Raw genomic sequence first — 24,211 nt, 5'->3', positions numbered from 1 at the left:
GGCTATCTTCTCCCTGTTTTCCAGTTTTTGCGATCGCACTTCAGCATGATTGGATTCACGAATCAAGAGAGCGATCGTATTTGGATTGGGTTTGAGGGTGAGGGGTGCGATCGGGACTGTGTTTGATGATACGGCTGGAAAATCAAGGGAGCGAGCGCTTGTGCTTTTGCACGGATAGCGTCGCTATGTAGCTGGTCAACAGGCATTTGGCATAAGTCTTCATATACTTCCGCACTACGAGCCACAATGCGCTGATATGCTGAGTGCGATCGCCGCCGTCGCACCTCGCGGCCGATCACTTCCACAGCCATCTCGTCAAAAGATTCACTGCCTCCTCGAAACTGCCTTGCTTGCTCAAGGCGATCGGCCCGAATGCGGATAGTTACAGCTTCTCGCTTTTCTTGCTTTATCGTTGCAGCCTATGCAATCAAAAAATTATATCAGATGGGGAATTAGTTAACCAATTTAGATAATTGACTAAAGCAACTAATTGTGTATTGTGTGACTTACAGCAATATAACTATACACGAACATACCAACTTTATCTATTTCTATTGGAGCTAAAAAGCTGAACAATACATAAGTGAAAGCTAATAAGCTTATCTTGCCTACTAACTACTGAAAATTCAGAAAAATAAGCCAATGTGTACTAGAGTTGTTTATCTTGGACAAGAAGACACCATCATCACTGCACGCAGCATGGACTGGAAGAATGACATGGGGACAAACCTCTGGGCATTTCCACGAGGCATGAAGCGCGATGGAGCGGCTGGATCTAACTCCATTGAATGGACTTCTAAGTATGGCAGTGTTGTGGCGACTTGCTTCGATAATGGTTCAGCCGATGGCATGAATGAGGAAGGACTGGTCGCCAATATGCTCTATCTCACTGAGACAAAGTATCCGACCCCCACCGACAACGACCCGCGCAAACCCCTAGCTCTTTCTGCTTGGGTGCAATATGTGTTGGATAACTACGCCACCGTTGACGAGGCAGTTAAAGAATTAAAAAAAGAACCGTTCTACCCCATACCCAGCAGGTCACCCGACTATGAGGTGACGAAAGCGGAAGGAACTACCCATCTGTCGATTTCTGACCCTACAGGTGACTCCGCCATCTTCCAGTACATCGACGGCAAGTTGAACATTCACCACGATCGGGAGTATCAGGTAATGACCAACTCACCGACTTACGACCAGCAACTTGCGCTGAATCGTTATTGGGAGGAGATTGGGGGAACCACAATGCTACCTGGCACCAATCGAGCAGCCGATCGATTTGTTCGAGCTTCGTTCTACATCAAAGCGATTCCGCAAAAGTCTGAGATCAATGAAGCGATCGCCAGTGTATTTTCGGTTATTCGCAATGTGTCAGTACCTCTGGGCATAAGTACAAAAGACCAACCCAACATCTCCTCCACTCTTTGGCGCGTCGTAGCGGATCACAAGAACAAGCGTTATTACTATGAATCTACCCGCCAACCGAATGTATTCTGGGTCAACTTATCAGATATGAATTTCACAGCAGGAGAACCGACGAAAAAGCTGACGCTGACGGATAATACCGTTTTTGCTGGCAATGTGGCCGAGAAGTTTGTAGTCACCGAGCCGTTTTCGTTTGTTCCAAAAGTCGAGAGAGATTCCTGAAGCCATAATCAGGAGAGCGATTCCTTACGGGATAGCGAGAGCTTCACGAATTTTCGATGAAGCTAAAGAGCAATCCCGTATGAATTGGGTTTGAGGGTGAGAAGGTGCGATCTTAACAGCAGCAGCGCGAGGCTAAGGCATATTTCTGTAGGGGTATATTCCCCGTGTCACTTTATCCTTGGAAGCAAAGCTAGATTTTTTCCTCATAGGATTTATTAACCATATGGATGTAGTCAAGCGTCGTATCGGTCTTGAGCAAGAGTTTTTTCTGGTAGATGAGGCTGGTTATTTGAGCGATCGCGCTGATGAGTTTTTGCAGGGTTGTCACTTAATGGCGCAAGCGCAAGGCTTAAACCCCAATTACTTTGTGGCGGAGTTCGTCAAAAGTATAGTGGAGATTAACACACCACCTGCCTACACGGGTACAGAACTAGCCAGAAAATACCTCAACAATCTCAAATTGGCGCTGGCTGTGGCGCGACAGATGAATTTACGCCTCTATCCTCTGTCTAGCTATCCCTTGCATATTAGGCCAGTGATGCGCGATCGCCCCAATTACCATATCCAAGCCCGGACTGTCGGCTATGATAAATTTTTGCACGCCGGAAAATGTACGGGTACACATCTGCATTTGGAAGTCGCGCCTGGGGTAATTGACCCTCGTGTTGGAATCTCTTACAATTCCACATCAGCAGAGCGAAAAGAGCTACTAAATATCTACAATTTAGCTACTGCTTGCGACTCAGCACTTATTTCTCTGACACGGGCTTGCCCCTTTTATGAAGGACAAGCGATCGGACTTGCGGCCCACACAATTCGTTATCGAGGTAGCGAAACTTTTGGTTGGGAAGGCGTTTACACTAATTTACAGTCTGTGGGCGGACTCATGCCTTATGCCGAGACTGTCGAGGATTTAGTTGAACAGCAATTTGCTCGTTACTATGCTTGGTTGCAAGCGATGGAAAAAGCTGGAATTGAACCTCACCTGTTCAAAGAAGCCGGAGGAAGCTTACTCAAGTCAGCGTGGAATCCCATTCGACTCAACAATCACGGCACAGTAGAAATAAGATCTATAGATAGTAACTATCCCAGCGTAATTTTAGCTGTAATTATATTGCTAGAAAATTTGGCTAATCGAGTCAGACGCGAGAACTTAACAGTAAGACCAGCTAAAGGAATGCAGATATTTGAATTAGTAGGCGATCGCCTATATGTGCCAGATTTTACTTATCTCAATGGGGAATTACTCTATGCCTCAGCTACAGAGGGAGTCAAAAATCCGAAGGTTAAGGTTTACGTCGATTCAATTTTGCAATTTGCTATGGGAGAGGCTGGTGAAAAAGCAAATTTTCTGGCACAACTGAGCAAAGACATGGAGCACTATCAGACGATAGAAGCCGAAATATTGCAAGAATTTACCCCAACAAGCGATCGACTTCCATTAGATGCAGGTTTGCGTCTAGTGCGCCAGTGTTGTGACAAGTTAGAAGCCCAGGTGTCCTGGCTTGATGAGGTAAATCTGAGTGAGGCAAATCTAACGCCGTTGTGCCTAACTCTACCTCTATGTTAGGTACAACAGACGGGGGAACCTTGACGATTAGTGCCGATATTCAGGTGGCCGTATTTTGCGGAAGGGAAGCGATGGCAGACCATGAAGTGAAATAAATTAACTCAGATGCACTTAGTATTTTGTGTTTCCAATTTATTAAGTACATACAATCTTAAGAGGCGCACAATTTGAGTTTTAGGTGTGCCATTTTTCATTGCTAGTAGACTTCGGCACAAGTCTATCTGCGATTATATGCGACCATCCCAAATGTGCAAATTTAAAGAAGGGTGAGGAGAGTTTATATCTAAATGCTCCCCACTCCTGGATTCCGCCGCTCCCCCACAGACCGTATTTTTACAAAAACGTATTTCTGGGAACCAACGTTTAGCTATATAGCAATCCTCCCATCATTTGTGAATTTCTTACGGACTCTCAGCGGGTTCGGCGTGGGTTGGGGTGGGGTAAAAAATTTACGACTCCTGCAAGGATTGCTGTAGTTGGGCAATTAATTGACCAATTTAGGATATTGACAAAATCAACTACTTGTGCAGTAGGCGCCTCACAGCAATATAACTTTACACAAACATACCAACTTTATCTATTTCTCGTTGATCTAAAAAATTGAATAATAGAGGAGCTTTTTGGTGAATGCCCGCTTACAGTAATTGGGTTATTGTCCTTCTGCCCTCTTCCATGTGCATAAAAGCCTTCTTTTATTAACTACCTGTTTTGGGGCATAAGAATCCTTAGCGTTCCTTGCTGTGTGCATACTACTCAAATGGAGTCACTACATGAATGTTGACGAAGTTCTGGACACTGTAGAACAAAGTCTGCTCTCTAGGCAACTGAGTTCCCTTGAGCGCTTAATCTTGTGTCAGTCATGGCTGGGACGCGGTTATAGCGAGATGGCAGCCGATTGTGCCTATAGTATCGCTCACATCAAGGATATTGGCTCTCAGTTGTGGCAGGTTTTTTCAAAAACATTAGGGGAAAGGGTAACGAAAAAAAATCTGTTTTTAGTGCTGAAGCAATATCTGTTCTCCCGGATAGGTGAAACAGTCAATAGTGACGAGTTACCAGTGACCTTTTCGTTAGTAGAAGTAATAGACCCACCACTAACGCCTACCACTAATCAGTTACCAGTTACCACTGATTTTATGGAGGCTTCATACTCAGAGGATAGCGAGCAATTATCACGCTTGAGCGATCGCAACGAATTGGTAAATGAAGAAGATGAGTGGCTTTTTAGAGTGCAGCAGAAGTGCCAAACTTATACAGATAGTACAGAGGAAGAAAATAATTTAAAAGCCCCAGTCACACAGAGCGAACCAACAATTTCTAGGGGTTGTTTGCCGCTGGACTTTCCTCTCTACATTAATCGCCCTCCGATCGCAGAACTTACGTGCACTGAAATTAGTCAACCTGGATGCCCGAGCCGCATCAAAGCACCCAAACTGCCGCGAAAAAATTCCCTACTCTCCCGGATTCTGAATCGTGCCACGCATTGTGGATACAAGACTGTCTACTTGGACTTTCAGGAAGCAGACGTTACCGTTTCTGCCAAACTCAATCAATTTTTGGGCTGGTTGTGTGCTAATCTCAGCAGGCAGTTGAATTTCAATCTCATGCTGAACGAGTATCGGGAATATGGGTAGCTTTTGCAACTACAATATCTATTTTGAGATGGCTAATACACTATTTACCTACCGCCAACTGAATGAACGAACACATCAAGTGGCGCACTATCTGCGAGCATTGATGGTAAGATCGGAAAATACCATTTCTAACTCATAGATTAAGACAGAAAACAATGCAGAAGTTTCAAGACCTAACTCAACACGAAGTTGAAGCACTTAAGCAAAAGTATAACTATGCTGATGCCCATACTCATCAATCCCAATCTGATTCCCAACTGGAGATTGTTAAAAGGTTGCCTGAGTTATGGCTTGAAGCCGAAAAAACTCAGCAAGAAACCTTAAATAATAAGTTTATAGAAACCTTTTATAAAATGAGGGGCTTGTCAGCCGCCTTAAACCCCAACAATGTCATGCTTTATTATGCGGCTTCAATCGCAACCATTCATATAGCTAACTATCTTTTGAAAAAACGCTATAGCGTTAGTTTACTTGAGCCTTGTTTTGATAATCTCTATGAAATATTGATGCACATGGAAATCCCTCTTTCTCCTTTGAAAGAGGAATTATTACACGATGTCGATAAGATTTATGAAAATCTCAGAACTCATGTCAAGAGTGATGCGATATTTATTGTAGACCCCAATAACCCAACAGGATTCACTCTGTTGGGTCAGGAAAACAAAAAGGCTTTTGAACAGGTGGTTCAGTTTTGTAAAGACTATGACAAAATACTCATTGTGGATTATTGCTTTGCCAATTTTTTGATGAACGATGAGGAATTTGAACTCTATGATACCTATAAGGTATTAAAGGAATCAGGGATTAAATATATGGCTATTGAAGACACAGGAAAAACCTGGCCTATTCAAGATGCCAAAATAGCCATGCTGAAAGTCAGCGACAATCTCTATGAAGAGATGTACAGCATTTATACAGCCTATATTCTTAATGTATCTCCCTTCATTCTCAATTTCCTTACAGAATACTTACTAGATTCACAAAAATGCCAATTTGCTTCCACCCTAAGTATTTTAAATACAAACAGGGAGATTTTATCAGAAAAATTTCAGAATAGTATCTTGACACCGCTCAAACCAAAGGGTAAAGTAAGCGTAGCTTGGTGTGAAATTCTGGAGCCTAATCTCAAAGCGACTGAACTGCAAAAAATCTTATATAAAGAGGGGGTCTACGTTTTACCAGGAACGTACTTTTTCTGGCACAATCATAACCAAGGAGAGAAATACATCAGAATAGCTCTAGCGCGAGATACTGATAATTTTATTGAGGGTATGTCTTTAATTAAGGACATACTAGACAGGCTAGATAAAAACTTTTCTGCTCAAGTAGCCGCAGTGCCACAGCTTTCACCGTCAGGGGGGTAAACGCGAGAAAATTAATGGAAAGAAGATTTTTAGAGTGAAAACCCATTGCTACTAACAAACTGATGAGATACTAGGTAAGACAATGCAATGGAAGGGTGTAATGCCAGCTATCACGACGGAAACATTGATAGCTCCGCCGCACGTACAGGTGCTAGCCGCGCAACTGCGGGCAAGCTTGAAGCAAGCACAGGCGGATTCGGATTAGCTTCACAAAACCCATCGTGGAAAATTGTTCAAAATTTTAAGACTACCGAATTGAGGAAAAGAAAATGATGGATCGACAGACCCTTTTTTCCCGACTTAAAGCTGCTGGAGGAAAATTTGCTAAACATATCGGAGAATGGAAAGACGCACAAGCTACATTTACTGAAGAGAAACTGGAAATATTTGGCCGTCCCGTGATGGAAAAATGGGAAGATCCTTACATGAAAGAACTTGCCAATATTGTGACTTCTAATGGAGGGAAGATCCTTGAGGTTGGCTTTGGTATGGGAATCTCAGCCAGATACATACAGGAACATGAAATAGAGGAGCATATTATCATAGAAGGCAACGCTGACGTTTTTGTAAAACTTGAAGAGTTTGCACAACAAGCTAAACACAAAGTCACACCAATATTTGGACTTTGGCAAGATGTTGTAGATTCATTACCAAATGATAGCTTCGACGGAATTTTATTCGATACAGCCCCAATAACTGAAGATGATGCCACAGTGATGCCTAATTCATTTTTTGAACAGGCGTATCGTCTTCTCAAAAAAGGAGGTATTTTTTCTCGATTCATGTCCGAAATTGAAATAACACCTGATTACCGCCAACGCCTAAATAAGGCAGGGTTCTTTAACATTAGCAGTACTCTTTGCTCGGTCAACCCACCAAAGGATTGCCTCTATTGGGACAAGCCAGTGATGCTTGCCCCAATCATAATCAAATAAACCCAGTAATTTGAAGAACTAATTATGCAGATTAAGCCTGATATTGAGAACCTCGCTGTTAATGCAGGACACCCTCTAGACCCCGGCACTAATGGAGAGCGAAAAAAGCTCAGGGTTTCCCCCTAAGCCTTTCACAGCCCTATCTATCAATCAGTTTATTTTCCTCCATAGGGTGTCCTTAAAGTTTTGGACGATTAGCTAAGGCTGTTTTAATGATGTTGTGAGCTTCCTCCAGTTCAGAGCCAACGAGTTCTAATCGTGGGGGGCGTACAAGGGTATTCCCCCAACCAACGGACTCCTGAATCAGCTTAGTTGTCTGCACAAACTTATGTCCGACATTGAGTCCTGCTAAGATAAGAAACCACCGATAGAGATTAAATGCTTTCTCGTAGTCGCCATGCACAGCGTAATTATAAAGAGCTACAGATTCTTTTGGTAAAGCGTTGGCAAGTCCTGCCACCCAGCATATTGCTCCTGCTGCTATACCTTCAACCAGGAAACTATCTAAACCAACAGTAGGAGAAAGACGCTCTCCCAACAAAGCGCGAATGGCAGTGATTCGGCGTACATCACCAGTTGCTTCCTTAACAGTTTGAACATTAGAATGCTCGTTAGCGAGTTCGGCAATCTGCTCTGGCAGAAGATCGCTCTGGTAGCTAGAGGGGTCGTTGTATAACATACAGGGAAGTTTTGTTGCCTCAATCACAGCAACAAGATGTGTTTTCATCTCACGCCAATCTGGGCTGTATTGATAGGGAGGTAAAATCATTAAGCCACTACAGCCTACTTCCTCCGATCGTTTAGCAAAAGCTACCGCTTCGGCTGTATTAATACCTCCCGTTCCAGAAACGATAGATACGCGATCGCCTACTGCGGATACGCACGTTTGTATGTTCTGTATTTTTTCATCAAAACTTAAAGTGCTTGCTTCGCCAAGCGTACCATTAACAACAATACCCGTGCAACCATTATCCACCAACCAATAAGTATGTTTAGCCATAAATTCCCGATCTATGGATAAGTCTTTCCTAAAGCTAGTAGTAATTATTGGCATTACGCCTTTCCATTGCATTTTCATACTTAGTATTTCCCTCAGTTATCAGTTAGGTAGCAGATAGATTATAGCCAAACGTTACAAAGTTCCTTCCATGATTTTTACTTCTATTTCCCTACCGGATTTTCCTGTAACTTTTTGACTCGCTCAAAGTCGAAGGGAAAAGGCTTTTTAATGGGTTGGTAATCTTTTGGATGAGGGGTACCGTGACGGATAATGGCATTCAATACCAAGCAAGGTTCAGAACTAAAATTAATCAATGCGTGGGGGATGCCAGGAGGAATTTTGATAAGGAGCAGTTGGTGCTGATCTGACAAAATGTAATCATAATAACGGTTTTGTAAAAATACTAAGACCATGCTACCTCGCACAACTACTAACTGATCGGTCTGAAAGTGGTGGCAAAATAGTGCCTCATCAGCCGTTTGTGGAGGAATCTCAAATAGTACTGTCTCGTTGCTAACTAGAGGAGTGAAGAATTTTACGACATCCTCTTTGTCTTGTTCAAGTCGGATACATTCTACTTTATTAAGTATGCCCATTTAACTACCTAGACTTCCGAACAGCAATTGTTATTTGAGAAAATCAGAATATTTTTTTATACTCCAAGTTACTATGATATGGCAAAAATAGATTTTAGTAAGTTAATAAATTAAATTTAAACAAAAGTTAAAGTAGTGTTACAATTCTTTCTGGTAGTGAAGAACAAAAGTTAAAGTAGTGTTACAATTCTTTCTGGTAGTGAAGAAAGTAAAAGTAGAAATTTTTCCTGGAAAATCGAGCAAAGGATGGTAAAATTGGGTTTTGTGTTCCAAGGAAATCGGCTCTCCTGAGTTTTAGATTATAATAAAAATCAAACTTCCCGTGGTACAAGCCGGAAAGCCTGCGTAAGTGAGACGCTCACACTACCGTTTCCACCACAAATCCAGGAGATATAGAAAATCTAATTTCTTAGTGTCAACCTAGCAGGATTTTAAATATGTTAGGACTTACGCATTGACAGAATAACAAAATAGTGCATTGATAAATATGGGTCGTTTACTTTCTAGGTATCGGACAATCAGAGAAATTACTAAACCATCGACAGCACAATGCAATCTAGACCTCTACACCTTATTTTTGCTGTCAGAGCCAAAGTTTGGGGGGTGCAGTCGGCTAGCAGAGGTATTAGGAGATGTTTCACATTCAGGGCGTCAACCGTTTTTTATTGAGAGAGAGATACGAACCGAAAGATTTATTCAACATAATGCGTGAAAATCATTAACTTAGTAGGAGGGATACTAAGTGTAGACAATACAGTCATAGAAAAGATTTACAGCGATCCCAAAAATGCCGAATTAATCAGTTATTTTTGGTCAGGAAAAGCCCACAAAACTATTATTGGCTTGAATTTAATTACGCTATATTACAGCGACATTAATGGTAATTCAGTCCCAATAAATTACAGAATATATGACAAAAAGGAGGGGAAAACAAAAAACAATTATTTTAGAGAAATGGTGAGAGAAATAATAAACTGGGGAGTCAAGCCAAGAATAGTAACAGGAGATAGTTGGTATTCAGGAGTAGAAAACTTAAAGTTTCTAAAAAACCAGAAATTGGGTTTTTTATTTGGGATTGAAAAAAATAGAACCGTCTCAAATGAGCCACAGAAGTATTGTCAAGTAAGCACCCTGGCTATTCCCGAAGAAGGATTAAGAACTCATCTGAAAGAATTTGGATTTATAAAGTTGTAAAGGTGCGACTTTAAAAAACAAGACTCTAGACACTATATTTTATATCTGCCAGATGAGTCAAAAATCTCAGCGATCAGCAGAAGTGAATTTATCACAATTCATGATACCCATTGGGGCATTGAAACTTTTCATTTCCGCCATAAAACAAGTATGTGGAATTTGTCGGTTCATGGTTAGAGATACATTAGCAATCAAAACTCACATATTTTGTTCACTTCAAGCATTTGTGAGATTGGAGTTTATGCGCTCTGAAAAGATAATTAGCAATTGGTATGAAGTACAACGGAATATGTTCACGTTAGTTGTACGTGAGCATATTTTTGCCAACCTTAGCAGTGATATGTGATATCATTATCTAGAATTCATAGATGATGTTTTTTGTCAATGCGTAAGTCCTATATGTAACGATTCAAGTCTTGTGTCACGGTTACTTGAGGCTAGAGTCAAAGCATTGAGACATATTATGACTATATATCGAGATTGTTAGGCTCTGACTCTAGCCGAATTCGTTAAAAGTTACAATAAATTGTCCCCTATGAGTAAGTCTCAACATCTTTCGGGTAAAAGCAGTATGATTCAACAAGAAGCCTATTGGCTTAAGCAGTTAGGTACTGTTTTGCCGGTATTAGAAATTAGCTTCAAGCATTCAAAAGCATCGAAACAATTGTTCCTCCGAAAAAAGGAAACAATTAAGCTAAATGAAAAGCTAAGTTTAGAAATTGATAAGTTTTGCAAGAGCGAAAATATTACTTTATTCATCGCCCTGCTAACTACACTTAAAATTCTTTTGCTGCGTTACACAGAGCAAGAAGATATTATTGTTGGTTCCCTCTGTGCCGATAGTCGCCGAGAAGGAAAAGGAGCAAGTCAGCAGGAAACGTTTACCAATCCAATTGCATTGCGGACAAGTCTAGCAGGCGAACTAACGGCTAAAGAAGTTTTAAGGCGAGTTGCCGCAACAGTTGAAGAGGCAGTACAAAATAATGGTTACCCATTTGAGAAGCTAGTTGAGAATTTAGGAAAAAGTGAGGATTTAACTAGAGCGCCGATTTTTCAGGTGATGTTCGTCCTGTGCAACGTACCGTTTTGTATTTCAGAAACGTCGATAAAACAAGAGCATCTTGCGGATATTGAGGAACACATTGCTAAGTGCGATTTGGTTATTTTGGCAGCGGAGTCAGAGGGGAATTTAACAGTAAGCTGCTCATACAACCCAGAGTTGTTTGAGTCAGACTCAATTCAGCGGATCTTGGGGCATTTCCAGACTTTGCTTGTGGGTATCGTTGCCAATCTAGAGCAGGATATATCCACCTTACCCCTGTTGACTCAAGCGGAACGGCATCAGCTACTGGTCGAGTGGAACAACACCGATGCAGAGTACCCTCGTTCTAAGTGTAGCCATCAGTTGGTGGAAGACCAAGTAGAACGCACACCGGATGCGATAGCAGTGGAGTTTGAAGAAGAACAGCTAACCTACCGGGAACTGAATCGACGAGCGAATCAAGTGGCGCACTATCTGCGATCGCTCGGAGTAAAACCAGAAGTACCAGTTGGTTTCTGCGTAGAGCGCACCCTAGCCAGGGTAATCGGATTATTGGGCATTTTCAAGTCTAATGGCCTGTATGTTCCCTTAGACCCCACCTATCCCGAAGAGCGCCTAGCTTATATGCTGTCAGATTCACAGGCGCAAGTCTTGCTAACTACAGAAAAAACGCTAAGCAGCTTACCGCAGCTAGCGCTCTGTGCCCAAGGACGGCAGATAGTCTACCTGGATCGAGACTGGGAGGTTATCTCTCAGCAGAACTCCGAGAATCCACTCACTCAGGTTCAGCCTGACAACTTAGCCTATGTTATTTACACCTCCGGTTCTACAGGAAGACCCAAAGGGGTGGCGATGGAGCATCGTGCTTTCTGCAATTTCATCTGGTGGCAACTGCATTCCACAACCGTTTCCAACAGTGCCAAAACTCTGCAATTTGCTCCTCTCAGCTTCGATATTTCCTTACAGGAATCATTCACCACCTGGAGTTCTGGCGGAATACTGGTGCTGCTGTCAGAGGAAGTCCGACGCAATCCTATGGCTTTGGCCAGTTTCCTCGCTTCAAAAAGGATTGAAAGAGCATTTCTTCCCTGTGTGGCCTTACGGAATCTGGCAGAAGTGGTTAATAACGGCAGACCAGTTCTTACCACCTTGCGCGAAATCATGGTCACTGGCGAACAGTTGCAAATTACACCCGCTATTGCCAACTTATTCAAGCAAACAGATGGCATTCTCTACAATCAGTATGGGCTAACTGAGAATCCAACGATAACGCAGTTTACCCTCACTGGAGAAACGAGCAGTTGGTCAGCGCTGCCTTCTATCGGTTCTGCTACTACAAATGCCAAAGTTTATATACTAGATCGATGCCTTCAACCCGTTCCTATCGGCGTTCCCGGTGAGTTGTACGTTAGCGGTGAGTGGTTAGCCAGAGGCTATCTTAACCTGCCCGAGTTAACGTCAGAGAGATTCATTTCCAACCCTTTTGGTTCAGGTCGCCTCTTAAGAACTCGCGATATCGCCCGCTACTTATCGGATGGTAATATCGAGTATCTGAGTCGTGCAGATAATTGGGTAAAAATTCGCGGTTTCAGCATTGAACTCGGTGAGATTGAAACCGTGATAGTACAACATCCAGCAGTTGGGGAAAGTGTAGTTGTACCACAAGAAGGTATACTAGGTAACAAACGCTTAGTAGCCTATGTGGTGCCCCATGAACATGCTACCAGTATCTTAAATCTGGAAGCAGAGCTTGAGCAAGTTTCTCTAAAGGAACAGCTAGCTAAAAAGCTCGAACTGGCAGTGCGAACTTATTTACGAGAACGTTTGCCCGACTATATGGTGCCAGCAGTTTTTGTCACGCTTGAGAAAATGCCACTGACACCAAGCGGGAAGGTAAATCGTTTAGCACTGCCTGCCCCAAACAAGTCTCGTCCGGAATTGGCAACAACTCTTGTCATACCCAAATCCAAGGCGGAAAAACAGATTGCCCAAGTTTGGATTGAAGTGCTTGGATTAGATGTTGTGGGAATTCATGATAACTTTTTTGAGTTAGGCGGTTATTCCTTGCTCTTGCCTCAGATTCATAACAAACTAGCTGAAATTTTTGGGTCGGAACTATCAATTATGGCTCTGGTGCAATATCCGACCATACACGCTTTAGCCCAACACTTAAGCCAGATAGACAAAGAAGAATATGCTGTCAACGGACGCGAGCAAAACAGTAGACTTGCCCGGAAGTCTATAGCAGAGGAACAACGGCAACGCAGGCAAAAGAATCGCCCTACGAAATAGTACAAATATTCCATTATCCAGGTATTAACTATGACTATTAACAATTCAGACATAGCGATTATCGGTCTGTCAGGCCGGTTCCCAGGGGCAGATAACATTGATGCTTTTTGGCAAAATCTGCTCCAGGGGATAGAATCTATTTCCTTTTTTTCTGATGAGGAATTGGAGCTAGTCGAACGCTCTGTGCTGAGTCATCCCAACTACGTAAAAGCGGGCGCTGTTTTGCCCAACATCGATAAATTTGACGCTTCCTTCTTTGGGTACAGCAGCAAAGAAGCCGAACTAATCGACCCCCAACAGCGTATTTTTTTGGAATGCGCTTGGGAAGCTTTAGAAAGTGCTGGCTACGACCCAGGAATCTATAAGGGATTGGTGGGGGTTTATGCGGGTTCTGGCACGAACAGTTACCTAATCAACAATATCTATACCAACCAGCGCTTTGCTCCAAGTAGCATTTTCAAAGAACCAGCACTCGCTCTTGGGCTGAGCTTGGAGAATGAAAGAGATTATCTGCCCACACGCATTTCTTATAAATTGAATCTAACCGGACCTTCCATTAACATTCAAACCGCTTGTTCAACTTCACTGGTGGCGGTTCATATGGCTTGCCAGAGTTTGTTCAATGGTGAATGTGACATAGCACTTGCGGGAGGCGTTAGCATTTCGGTTCCCCAAAAGACGGGGTATTTTTACCAAGAAGACATGATGCTTTCTCCCGACGGACACTGTAGAGCCTTTGATGCACAAGCTAAGGGAACTCTATTCGGCAGTGGAGTTGGAATTGTTGTTCTCAAGTTGCTGCGAGAAGCAATTACCGATGGCGATAACATCTATGCTGTGATCAAAGGATCAGCGATTAATAACGATGGCGCTTTGAAACTGGGCTTTACGGCTCCCAGTATAGAGGGTCAGGCAGCAGTAATCTCCGACGCACTGGCGATCACAGAAATTGATGCGAGTACAGTAACCTATGTAGAAACCCACGGAACTGGAACGGCTCTAGGCGACCCCATTGAAATCACTGCGCTGACACAAGCCTTTCGCAGAAATACTGATGAAAAGGGCTTTTGTGCAATTGGTTCGGTTAAAACTAATTTAGGACATCTCGATGCAGCAGCGGGGATAGCGGGTCTGATTAAAACGGTACTGGCACTCAAACATAAATGTATACCACCCAGTTTGCATTTTAAACAACCCAATCCCAAGATTGATTTTGCCAACAGTCCTTTTTATGTCAATACAGCGCTATCAGAATGGAAAACCAATGGAACTCCTCGCCGCGCTGGGGTTAGTTCGTTTGGTATGGGAGGTACTAATTGCCATGTTGTTCTGGAAGAAGCACCTTCACTAGAGCCAGCCACCAATACCTTGGAGCAAGACTGGCATATTCTGTGCTTGTCGGCAAAAACCGAGAAGGCTTTGCAGGAACAGCAAGAGCGCTATGTAGCTTATCTGAAATCTCATCTAGACGCCAAGCTGGCAGATATTTGTTTCACCGCCAACACTGGGCGCAAGCATTTTAACCATCGTTCTTCATTTGTCGCGCAATCTGTCAAGCAGCTTCTGGAGCAATTGGAGACTGGTGCAACGGCATCGCGGGAAATAACCCCATCACCAGAGGCGATCGCTTTCCTGTTTACAGGTCAAGGGTCACAGTATGTCAATATGGGTCGCCAACTCTACGAACAAGCGCCGACGTTTCGGGAAACCCTGAATCGCTGCGATGAAATACTGCGTCCCTATCTAGAAAAGCCTTTGCTCTCAGTTCTGTATCCAGACCTTAACGCAGTAGGGGAGAATTATCAATCCAAAATCAACGAAACCGCATATACTCAACCTGCCTTATTTGCTCTGGAATATGCCTTGTTTGAGTTATGGAAATCTTGGGGCATAGAACCTGATGTAGTCATGGGTCATAGTATCGGGGAATATGTCGCTGCCTGTGTCGCTGGAGTCTTCAGCTTGGAAGATGGCTTGAAACTGATTGCTTCTAGGGGTAAATTAATGCAAGCCTTGCCCCAAGATGGGGAGATGGTAGCTTTGTTGGCGAGTGAGTCACAAGCACTCGTTGCGATCGCACCCTACAGCACATATGTTTCAATTGCAGCCATTAATGCTCCCAACAGTGTCGTTATTTCCGGTCAGCGCAAGGCGATAAACGCCATTTGTGCCACTTTAGAAGCTTCGGGAATTAAAACTAAAAAACTAAATGTCTCCCACGCCTTCCATTCACCCTTAATGGAACCCATGTTAGGAGAATTTGAACGAGTTGCCCGACAAGTCAACTTTTCTTCGCCAAAAATTAAGCTGATTTCTAATGTTACTGGTACTTTGGCGACTCTTGAGATAACAACCCCAGAATATTGGTGCCGTCACATCAGGCAGCCCGTCAGATTTGCGCGTTGTATAGAAAGCCTAGAAGAGCAAGAAATAAATGTGTTTGTAGAGATGGGTGCCAAGCCTATCCTATTGGGAATGGCTCGTCAGTGCCTACCCGAACATTTGGGGCTATGGCTACCTAGCTTGCATCCCGACCAAGAAGATTGGCAGGAACTATTAAGCAGTTTGGCACAGCTATATGTGCATGGAGTGCCAATCGATTGGGTGGGATTCAATCTCGACTATACTCGTCGCCGCGTTCCTCTGCCAACTTATCCCTTCCAGCGACAGCGCTATTGGGTAGAAGCGCCCAACGACAAGGAAACTCAGGCGCTTGCCCTCACCAACAATCTGACAAGTTCTAGACAGCATCCTCTACTCGGACAAAAGTTATGCTTGCTGGGAACTAAGCAAATTCGTTTCCAGAGTCAAATCAGCAAAAACTTCCCAAATTGGCTTCAGGACCATCGCGTTTTTGAAACGACAATCGTTCCGGGGACGGCTTACATAGAAATGGCTTTAGCTGCTGGGGTGGCAGTGGGGAAGACGGAAAATATCACCGTAGAGAATGTCATCATTCAAAAAGCACTAATTTTACCCGATGATGGCTCTGATAAGATAATTCAGTTGGTGTTAACTCCCCAACTAAATTTGTCTTATACTTTCGAGATTTTTAGCCTTGAAACGACCCCGAATGAAGATAACGAGGAGCCTCAAGGGATACTTCATGCTTCGGGAAATTTGTTAGTTAAAGATAATCAGTACCAAGTAGAAACGATAGATTTGGCAACCTTAAAAAGCCAATGTAAAGAAGAAGTTTCTACCGAAGCATTATACCAGCGCCACCGAGAGCAAAACATTAATTACGGTGAAAGTTTCCGGGCACTCGCTCAAGTTTGGAGACAGGGAACAGTAGCTTTAGGTAAAATCTGTTTAGCGGAAAAGTTGAGAGCGGAAGTAGAAGACTACCAGCTACATCCAGTCTTGTTGGATGCTTCCTTGCAGGTTTTAGACGCCACTTTTTTGGAGGATAATTATCAAAATACTTATGTGCCGATCGGTGTTGAGCGATTGCTTTTCTACTCTCGTCCTAGCGCTGACATTTGGTGCTGTGCTCAGTTGCGCCAAGGAAAAGATAGAAGCCAAAAAACTATCAGCGCGGATTTTCGGCTGTTTGCTGATGATGGAGAATTAATTGCGCTCGTAGAAGGGTTCCAACTGAAACACGCTCCTCGTGATGCGATGTTAGGCACGAAAGAAAAGTCTTGGCAAGATTGGCTATATGAGGTGGAGTGGCGACCCCAAGCACGTTATGGTCTTTTCCCAAACTATCTTCCTAATTCAGCAGAAGTTGGTTTGCGTCTCCAGTTCAGATTAACCCAGTTGAGGGCTCACCCAAGCTTGACAGCCTATGGTCAAGCTTATGCTCACCTGGAAGCTTTCTGTGTCACTTATATTGTGGCAACCTTACAGGAAATGGGGTGGGAGTTCCAGCAAGGAGCTACTTTTTCCACAGAGCAAATAGTAGAAAGCTTGGGTATTGTCACTCAGCACAAACGATTATTAAATCGGTTACTAGAAATTCTAGTGGAAGTTGGAATACTGCAACGATTTGAAGAAGGATGGGAAGTAGTTTCGTCTCCGGAAATTCATGATTCAATAGCTAAGATTGATTCCTTGTCTTACCCAGAAGCCGAAGCAGAAATAACGTTGCTCGATCGCTGTGTCTCCAATCTAGCTCAGGTACTCACAGGAAAGTGCGATCCTTTGCAGCTACTATTTCCCAATGGTGATACGACGGCTTTGATTAAGCTGTATCAGGATTCTCCAATTATGCAGGTGACGAATACTCTGGTGAAAGAAGCCGTGTTATCTGCTCTCGAACGTTTGCCTCAAGGACGAGGCTTAAGGATTTTAGAGATTGGAGCTGGTACTGGCAGTACAACTAATTACCTTCTGCCCCACCTTTTTACCTATCAAACAGAATACCTTTTTACTGACATCGGAGCGTTTTTTATTGCCAAAGCGCAGGAGAGGTTTAAAGATTACCCATTTGTCAGCTATCAAGTTTTAGACATTGAAAAAGACCCACAATCTCAAGGATTTGAACCATCACACTTTGATTTAATTGTCGCCGTCAATGTGTTGCACGCTACCAGCAATTTGCGCTCTTCATTGCGGCACGTTAAGCAATTGTTGGCTCCAGGAGGAATGCTGGTACTGATGGAGGATACTGCCCCCCAGCGTTGGATGGATTTAACATTTGGGTTAACAGAAGGGTGGTGGAAATTTAGCGATCGCGATTTGCGACCCAACTACCTGTTACTCCCACCGCAAAAGTGGCGGGAACTGTTACGAGAAACAGGATTTTCACAAGTTGAAACCATTTCGACCAATCAAGAAGCAAGCGAGCCAGCAATTTTACTGCCACAAGAAACGGTGATTGTGGCACGCGCTGAAGCTGAATCTCAGATAAGCACGCCAAGGAACTGGCTGATTCTAGCTGATACTCAAGGCACTGGTCAGCAGTTGGGTGAAATAATGCGCTCTTGGGGAGAGGTTTGTACTTTAGTTTTTCAAAGCGAAGAATACGAGCAGATAGCCTCAGGAGAGTTCAGAATAAATCCAGCTAATCCCAGCCATTTTCAGCAGTTGTTGCAGGCTATACCGACTGTAGCCGGAGTGGTACATCTGTGGAGTTTAGATGCGCCCGAAATCCTAAGTGTGACTGACTTAGAGGAGACCTCCAAAACTTGCTGTGGCAGTACGTTGCACTTAGTGCAAGCGCTTGTTAATAACTATACTAAGACTCCTCGCCTATGGTTGGTAACGCGAGGGGCGCAAGCAGTGAACGGGCACCATGTTGAACAGGTGGCTCAATCTCCCTTATGGGGGATGGGGAAAGTTATCGCCGTGGAACACCCTGAATTGAAGTGTGTACGGGTGGATTTAGACCCAATAGCGACAGGAAATGACGCGCAAATCCTATTTGAGGAAATTATTTCTTCCCTGTCAGCAGAAGGCACTGAAGACCAAATAGCTTTCCGCGGTCGCGATCGTTATGTACCCAGACTGGTAAACCATCGCCAAAGCCAAAAAACTTTAGGTCAAATGTCTTTACATAGCGATGGCACTTATCTGATTACTGGCGGTTTAGGAGGACTGGGATTACTGGTAGCGCAGTGGCTAGTTGAACGGGGGGCAAAACACTTAGTTTTGCTCAGTCGTAGTGGGTTCAATCCGAGTGCGAGCGAGCGATTGGAAAAATTGGAGCAAGCTGGTGCTTGTGTCAAGATAGTCCAGGCAGATGTGTCTGACAACAAACAACTGGATCGAGTCTGGAGTGAAATTGAGCTATTTTCACCGCCTTTGCGCGGAATTATCCACGCTGCCGGGGTTTTAGATGACGGCGTACTCCTACAACAGAATTGGCAGCGTTTTGATCGGGTTTTAGCACCCAAAGTACAAGGAGCGTGGAATTTACATACCTTAACCCAGAATCGGCCTTTAGACTTCTTTGTGTTGTTCTCCTCTGCCACGTCCTTGCTAGGTAACGCAGGTCAAGCGAATCACGCGGCGGCAAACGCTTTTCTGGATGCACTAGCCTCTTATCGTCGGATGCTAGGACTGCCGGGTTTGAGTATCAATTGGGGGACTTGGGCAGAAGTAGGAGCAGCGGCGAGAATGGGGCTAGTGGAGCAGTTAAGCCTCAAAGGAGAGGAAAGTATCGCTCCACAACAGGGATTGCAGGTTTTGGAGCAGTTGTTGCTAAATCCACCCGTTCAAGTGGGAGTCATGCCTATTAACTGGTCGAGATTTTTGCAACAGCGAAAGTCGTTGTCGCCGTTTTTCACCGATTTAGCAGCAGAAATTCAGCAATTGGGTTTCCGGTCTACATCTGTGACACCACAGGAGGGAGATTCCCTGAAGAAGGCTATCTGGTCTGGAATACCAGCGGAACGCCAGCAGTTGTTGGAATCTGGCATTACAGAACAAGTAGCGAGAGTATTAGGGTTTTCTACTACTAAGTTCGATAGGCAAGAATCGCTGATCAATCTGGGACTTGACTCTTTAATGGCGATCGAGTTGAGAAATAGGCTCAATAATGAGATGGGGGTGAACTTGTCTGTTATGAAAATCATGGAGGGTGTGAGCATTTCCTCTCTAGCAGAGGTAATGCTAGAGCAATGGGCATTGACTCAGATCCAGTCAGCGTCTCCATCCACTGAACTTGATGACACTATGGAGGAAATCGCTCTATGAATCTTAAGGAATTTGTAGCTGAACTCGCCCTAGCTGGTGTGAAGTTGTGGGTCGAAGGCGACCAGTTGCGCGTGCGTGCGCCAAAGGAGGTACTGACACCAGAGGTACGTAATTTACTGGCATTGTATAAGGCAGAGCTTGTAAAGTTGTTGCAAAAAAAGAGCAACGCAAGCGATACTTCCATACCCCAGATACCTGTTTCGCTCCGGAGGAATTTGCCTCTCTCTTTTGCTCAGGAAGGACTGTGGTTCTTGAGCCAGTTGGAGCCAACTAACCCCTTCTACAACGTACCACTAGCTCTGCGACTTCAGGGTTCTCTGAACGTTGTCGCTTTAGAGAAAAGCCTTAACAAGATTATTCAACGTCACGAAGCCTTACGTACCAACTTCACAACAGTTGAGGGGCAACCCGTTCAGATTATTGCTGAAAGCTTGACCTTGAGTGTGCAAGTTTTAGATTTGAGTGAGCTACCTTATCGTGAGAGAGAAATTGCTTGGGGGCTAAAAGCAAGAGCACAAGTCCAGCAACCCTTTGATCTCAGTAGCTCTGGGTTAATTAAAGCTTCTGTGCTGAAGCTAACACAGACAGAACATATCTTACTACTAACAATACACCACATTGTCTGGGATGCTCCTTCAGAGGGCGTATTGGTTAGGGAGTTAGCAGCCTTCTACACAGCCTACTGCAATGACTTGTCTTTAGAGCTACCAGAGCTACCGATTCAGTATGCAGACTTTGCTGTTTGGCAGCGCCAGTGGTTACAGAGAGATGTACTAGAATCTCAACTCGCTTATTGGAAGCAAAAACTTGCGGGTGCGCCATTCGTATTGGAACTGCCAACTGACCGAGTGCGAAAAGCAACTCAAACGTTCCGGGGGGCGTGTTACCGACAAGCACTCTCAAAAGAACTAACAGAGGCTTTGATGATTTTAAGTCAGCGCAAAGGAGTTACTCTGTTTATGACGCTGTTGGCGGCGCAGCAAACATTGCTTTACCTTTATACAGGGCAGACCGATATTTGCGTAGGCACGCCTTACGCAGGCCGCGATCGCGCTGAAATTGAGGGATTGATTGGATTGTTTGTCAATACGCTGGTGCTGCGGACTGATATATCGGGTAATCCGAGTTTTGAGGAGCTACTTTTGAGAGTCCGGGAAGTGGCGTTGGGAGCATACGCTCATCATGACCTACCGTTTGAAAAGTTAGTAGAACAATTGCAGTCAGCGCGTAACTTAAGCTACACACCGCTGTACCAAGTGAGGTTTGCGCTTCACCCACCGATGCAGATAGACCTGGAAGACTTAACGGTGAGTCCAGTAGCGGTAGAAACAGGTACGGCGAAGTTGGATTTGTTTGTAGCTTTCGTCAACACCGACTCTGGACTAATTGGGACGTGGGAATACAATACTGACCTGTTTGATGCCAATAGGATCGCACGAATGACCCAACATTTCCAGACCTTACTGGAGGGAATCGTAACTAATTCTCAACAGCGAGTTTCAGAATTGCCCCTGCTAACAGAGCGAGAGCGACACCAGCTATTAGTAGAGTGGAACAACACCACAAAAGAGTACCCTCAAGATAAGTGTATCCACCAGTTGTTTGAAGAACAGGTCTTGCGATCGCCTGATGCTATTGCGGTGGTTTTTGAAGGGGAGCAACTGACCTACAAAGATCTGAACCAACGGGCGAACAGAATAGGACATCACTTGAAAACTCTAGGCGTGGAGGCAGAAGTGCTGGTAGGCATCTGCGTGGAGCGCTCCTTAGAGATGGTAGTGAGCCTGCTTGGCATCCTCAAAGCTGGAGGGGCTTATGTGCCTTTAGACCCATCGTATCCCAAAGAGCGCTTAGCGTTCATGTTGCAAAACTCACAGCCAAAGGTGTTGTTGACTCAGGAGTGCTTGATAATAGAACTACCTGAACATACGGCACAAGTTGTTTGCTTAGATACAGATAGGCATCTCATTGCTCAACACTCAGAAGAAAACTTAAACCAAACAGCAACAGTTGATAATTTAGCCTATGTCATTTATACCTCTGGCTCAACCGGAAAGCCAAAGGGAGTCCAGGTGACACACGCTAATTTGTGTCACTACGCCCAAGCAATGAGTCAAGCACTAGATATCACAGCAGAAGATGTATATTTGCACACCGCATCGATTGCTTTCTCATCTTCTGTCAGACAGTTGATCGTGCCTCTGGCTAGTGGCGCTACTGTCAAAATTGCAACTTCTGAACAGAGAAAAGACCCGATGTCACTATTTGCGACAATTAAACAACATAGTGTGACAGTTATTGATATTGTCCCCTCTTATTGGCGTAACTGCATTCATACACTTGCTAGCTTAGAACCTGGTACGAAACAAGCACTGTTAGATAACAAACTGCGTTTAATTGTGTCGGCGAGCGAACCACTGCTGTCCGATCTTCCTACTCAGTGGACGTTTGGTTTTCAGCACAAAGCACGATTAATCAATATGTTTGGTCAAACTGAGACCTGTGGAATTGTTGCCACTTATCCAATACCGGCACAACAGGATGAGCCAATCAAAATTGTCCCTATCGGTCGCCAGATCGCCAACACACAAATTTATCTGCTCGACTGCCATATGCAACCAGTCCCTGTTGGTGTACCTGGGGAAGTGCATATTGGTGGTTTTGGACTGGCGCGAGGCTACCTCAACAGCCCAGAATTGACAAAAGAAAAGTTCATCCCCAACCCCTTTAGCGAAGAAGAAGGATCACGCCTCTACAAAACCGGGGACAATGCCCGCTACCTTCCAGACGGTAACATTGAGTTCCTTGGTCGGCTGGATCGTCAGGTGAAGATTCGCGGTTTCCGCATTGAACTCGGAGAAATCGAAGCAGCGCTAGCTCAACACCCAGAGGTACGGGAGACAGTAGTTTTAGCAAGGGATGACCAACCAGATAACAAACGACTGGTAGCTTATGTTGTTCCCAACCATGAAGCTCCTGCCACCAGTGAACTGCGGCACTTCCTCCAACAAAAGCTCCCCGATTACATGGTGCCAGTCGCCTTTGTGATGCTATCAACGCTACCTCTGTCCCCCAATGGTAAGGTAGATCGTCGCGCCCTCACGGCACCAGATGCGGAACTAAGTAACTCAATTGGCTTTGTCCCTCCTCGTGACACAGTTGAACAACAACTACAGCAAATTTGGTCAGAGGTTTTGAAGCTTCCCACTGTTGGAGTGAAGGATAACTTCTTTACCTTCGGAGGTCATTCTCTTTTAGCTGTACTCTTAATGGCTCAAATTTCGCGGCACTTTGGGAAAAATCTGCCCATAGCAACACTTTTCTCTAGCCCAACTATCGAACAGCTAGCTAGTTGTCTTCGATCCGAAACTCATTCCTTGCCTTGGTCTCCTTTGGTAGCAATTCAGTCTGGCAGCGAGAAGCGACCTTTCTTCTTTGTGCCTGGAGTTGGGGGAAATGTGATTTACTTATATGAGCTAGCGCGTCATCTTGGATCTGAGCAACCCTTCTACGGTTTGCAAGCACGGGGACTTGATGGGGAATCAGAGCCTTTTACACACTTGGAAGAGATAGCCACCTACTATATTGAAGCAATACAGAGAGTTCAGCCCTCTGGTCCGTACCTTCTGGGAGGGCATTCGTTTGGAGGTGTAGTTGCCTGTGAGATGGCAACTCAGTTGCTCAAACAGGGGCATGAGGTCGCTCTACTTGCGATTATCGACGTTGTTGCGCCAATTGTTGGTAATAAGCCGAATTGTTCTGATGAAGATGAGGCGGCATATCTTTTTGATTTTGCCAGCTACATTGAATATATGTTCTCCTTAAACTTGGAGGTATCTAAAGAAACTCTCGCTTCCCAATCTCAGGAGGAGCAATTGAACTATCTCAAAGAACGGTTGATACGGGTCAACTTGTTACCCCCTGATGCGGGAATAAGGTTAGTACGGGGGCTAGTGCAAGTATACATTGCGTCCCTGAAAGCTCATCGTGCTTATTTGCCTTCGGGGCTGCAACAGATTCCAATTACTCTTTTCCGTTCTAGCGAGGTTGATGTATTTGAGGGTGATACAGAAGAGTTGACACAAAGGCGAAAAGAACCTGCCTTGGGCTGGAACGAGTTTTCTTCTACTATACACATTCATGTTGTTCCAGGGAACCATAGCACGATGATGCAACAGCCGCACGTACAGGTGTTAGCCACACAACTGCTCTCTTACCTTGAGCAAGCACAGGCTCCATTGGCTTAGTAATTGGTCTGTTAAGTAGAAACATCTTGAGATAATTAACAAGCTCCT

At 44.3% G+C, this 24,211-nt stretch carries 12 protein-coding genes and 1 pseudogene; 10 read left to right on the top strand and 3 right to left on the bottom strand.

Annotated elements, in window-relative coordinates; translation table 11 throughout:
• Positions 1 to 62 precede the first annotated feature (62 nt).
• Positions 63 to 311, bottom strand: coding sequence for a hypothetical protein (locus QUB24_RS02550; protein WP_333150326.1), 249 nt, complete (start codon positions 309 to 311; stop codon positions 63 to 65).
• A 331-nt stretch (positions 312 to 642) separates the two neighbouring features.
• Here QUB24_RS02550 and QUB24_RS02545 point away from each other — a divergent pair, with 331 nt between their 5' ends.
• The 6 genes from QUB24_RS02545 (at position 643) to QUB24_RS02520 (ending at position 7,150) form a co-directional block, all read left to right on the top strand.
• Positions 643 to 1,647 carry a linear amide C-N hydrolase gene (locus tag QUB24_RS02545; RefSeq protein WP_333150324.1) on the top strand — a complete coding sequence of 335 codons (1,005 nt, stop codon included), beginning with the start codon at positions 643 to 645 and terminating at the stop codon, positions 1,645 to 1,647.
• A gap of 223 nt (positions 1,648 to 1,870) precedes the next feature.
• Complete coding sequence (locus tag QUB24_RS02540; RefSeq protein WP_333150322.1) at positions 1,871 to 3,217, top strand: glutamate-cysteine ligase family protein; 1,347 nt, start codon at positions 1,871 to 1,873, stop codon at positions 3,215 to 3,217.
• Positions 3,218 to 3,987: 770 nt separating this feature from the next.
• The gene (locus QUB24_RS02535; protein ID WP_333150319.1) at positions 3,988 to 4,851 is read left to right on the top strand and encodes an AAA-like domain-containing protein; all 864 of its coding nucleotides are present in this window, start codon (positions 3,988 to 3,990) and stop codon (positions 4,849 to 4,851) included.
• A 155-nt stretch (positions 4,852 to 5,006) separates the two neighbouring features.
• The gene (locus QUB24_RS02530; RefSeq protein ID WP_333150317.1) at positions 5,007 to 6,215 is read left to right on the top strand and encodes a pyridoxal phosphate-dependent aminotransferase; all 1,209 of its coding nucleotides are present in this window, start codon (positions 5,007 to 5,009) and stop codon (positions 6,213 to 6,215) included.
• 82 nt (positions 6,216 to 6,297) lie between these two features.
• On the top strand, positions 6,298 to 6,420 hold the full coding sequence (locus QUB24_RS02525) for a hypothetical protein (RefSeq protein WP_333150315.1): 123 nt from the start codon (positions 6,298 to 6,300) through the stop codon (positions 6,418 to 6,420).
• 64 nt (positions 6,421 to 6,484) lie between these two features.
• The gene (locus QUB24_RS02520) at positions 6,485 to 7,150 is read left to right on the top strand and encodes a class I SAM-dependent methyltransferase (protein WP_333150313.1); all 666 of its coding nucleotides are present in this window, start codon (positions 6,485 to 6,487) and stop codon (positions 7,148 to 7,150) included.
• A 178-nt stretch (positions 7,151 to 7,328) separates the two neighbouring features.
• Here QUB24_RS02520 and QUB24_RS02515 read toward each other — a convergent pair whose 3' ends face one another.
• On the bottom strand, positions 7,329 to 8,228 hold the full coding sequence (locus QUB24_RS02515; RefSeq protein ID WP_333150311.1) for a dihydrodipicolinate synthase family protein: 900 nt from the start codon (positions 8,226 to 8,228) through the stop codon (positions 7,329 to 7,331).
• Positions 8,229 to 8,311: 83 nt separating this feature from the next.
• Positions 8,312 to 8,746: a dTDP-4-dehydrorhamnose 3,5-epimerase gene (locus tag QUB24_RS02510; protein ID WP_333150309.1), complete on the bottom strand. Its 435-nt coding sequence runs from the start codon at positions 8,744 to 8,746 to the stop codon at positions 8,312 to 8,314.
• Positions 8,747 to 9,263: 517 nt separating this feature from the next.
• Here QUB24_RS02510 and QUB24_RS02505 point away from each other — a divergent pair.
• From QUB24_RS02505 to QUB24_RS02490, 4 genes and pseudogenes are all read left to right on the top strand, one after another.
• Positions 9,264 to 10,286, top strand: a pseudogene (locus tag QUB24_RS02505) (IS701 family transposase).
• Between the two features lie 189 nt (positions 10,287 to 10,475).
• On the top strand, positions 10,476 to 13,274 hold the full coding sequence (locus tag QUB24_RS02500; RefSeq protein ID WP_333150306.1) for an amino acid adenylation domain-containing protein: 2,799 nt from the start codon (positions 10,476 to 10,478) through the stop codon (positions 13,272 to 13,274).
• A gap of 30 nt (positions 13,275 to 13,304) precedes the next feature.
• Positions 13,305 to 19,916, top strand: coding sequence for a type I polyketide synthase (locus QUB24_RS02495; protein ID WP_333150304.1), 6,612 nt, complete (start codon positions 13,305 to 13,307; stop codon positions 19,914 to 19,916).
• Positions 19,913 to 24,163 (top strand): amino acid adenylation domain-containing protein, encoded by a 4,251-nt coding sequence (locus tag QUB24_RS02490; RefSeq protein WP_333150302.1) that lies wholly within the window; start codon positions 19,913 to 19,915, stop codon positions 24,161 to 24,163. The genes QUB24_RS02495 and QUB24_RS02490 overlap by 4 nt, the downstream gene beginning before the upstream one ends.
• The last annotated feature ends 48 nt before the right edge of the window (positions 24,164 to 24,211 follow it).

Source organism: Microcoleus sp. B9-D4 (genome assembly GCF_036705105.1).
Classification (GTDB): domain Bacteria; phylum Cyanobacteriota; class Cyanobacteriia; order Cyanobacteriales; family Microcoleaceae; genus Microcoleus.
This window is presented reverse-complemented; position numbering and strand designations above follow the sequence as displayed.

What these genes read in the sequence shown, in the direction of transcription:
- QUB24_RS02550 (WP_333150326.1), bottom strand. Translation starts at nt 311, where the DNA reads ATGGCTGTGGAAGTGATCGGCCGCGAGGTGCGACGGCGGCGATCGCAC.
- QUB24_RS02545 (WP_333150324.1), top strand. Translation starts at nt 643, where the DNA reads ATGTGTACTAGAGTTGTTTATCTTGGACAAGAAGACACCATCATCACT.
- QUB24_RS02540 (WP_333150322.1), top strand. Translation starts at nt 1,871, where the DNA reads ATGGATGTAGTCAAGCGTCGTATCGGTCTTGAGCAAGAGTTTTTTCTG.
- QUB24_RS02535 (WP_333150319.1), top strand. Translation starts at nt 3,988, where the DNA reads ATGAATGTTGACGAAGTTCTGGACACTGTAGAACAAAGTCTGCTCTCT.
- QUB24_RS02530 (WP_333150317.1), top strand. Translation starts at nt 5,007, where the DNA reads ATGCAGAAGTTTCAAGACCTAACTCAACACGAAGTTGAAGCACTTAAG.
- QUB24_RS02525 (WP_333150315.1), top strand. Translation starts at nt 6,298, where the DNA reads ATGCAATGGAAGGGTGTAATGCCAGCTATCACGACGGAAACATTGATA.
- QUB24_RS02520 (WP_333150313.1), top strand. Translation starts at nt 6,485, where the DNA reads ATGATGGATCGACAGACCCTTTTTTCCCGACTTAAAGCTGCTGGAGGA.
- QUB24_RS02515 (WP_333150311.1), bottom strand. Translation starts at nt 8,228, where the DNA reads ATGAAAATGCAATGGAAAGGCGTAATGCCAATAATTACTACTAGCTTT.
- QUB24_RS02510 (WP_333150309.1), bottom strand. Translation starts at nt 8,746, where the DNA reads ATGGGCATACTTAATAAAGTAGAATGTATCCGACTTGAACAAGACAAA.
- QUB24_RS02500 (WP_333150306.1), top strand. Translation starts at nt 10,476, where the DNA reads ATGAGTAAGTCTCAACATCTTTCGGGTAAAAGCAGTATGATTCAACAA.
- QUB24_RS02495 (WP_333150304.1), top strand. Translation starts at nt 13,305, where the DNA reads ATGACTATTAACAATTCAGACATAGCGATTATCGGTCTGTCAGGCCGG.
- QUB24_RS02490 (WP_333150302.1), top strand. Translation starts at nt 19,913, where the DNA reads ATGAATCTTAAGGAATTTGTAGCTGAACTCGCCCTAGCTGGTGTGAAG.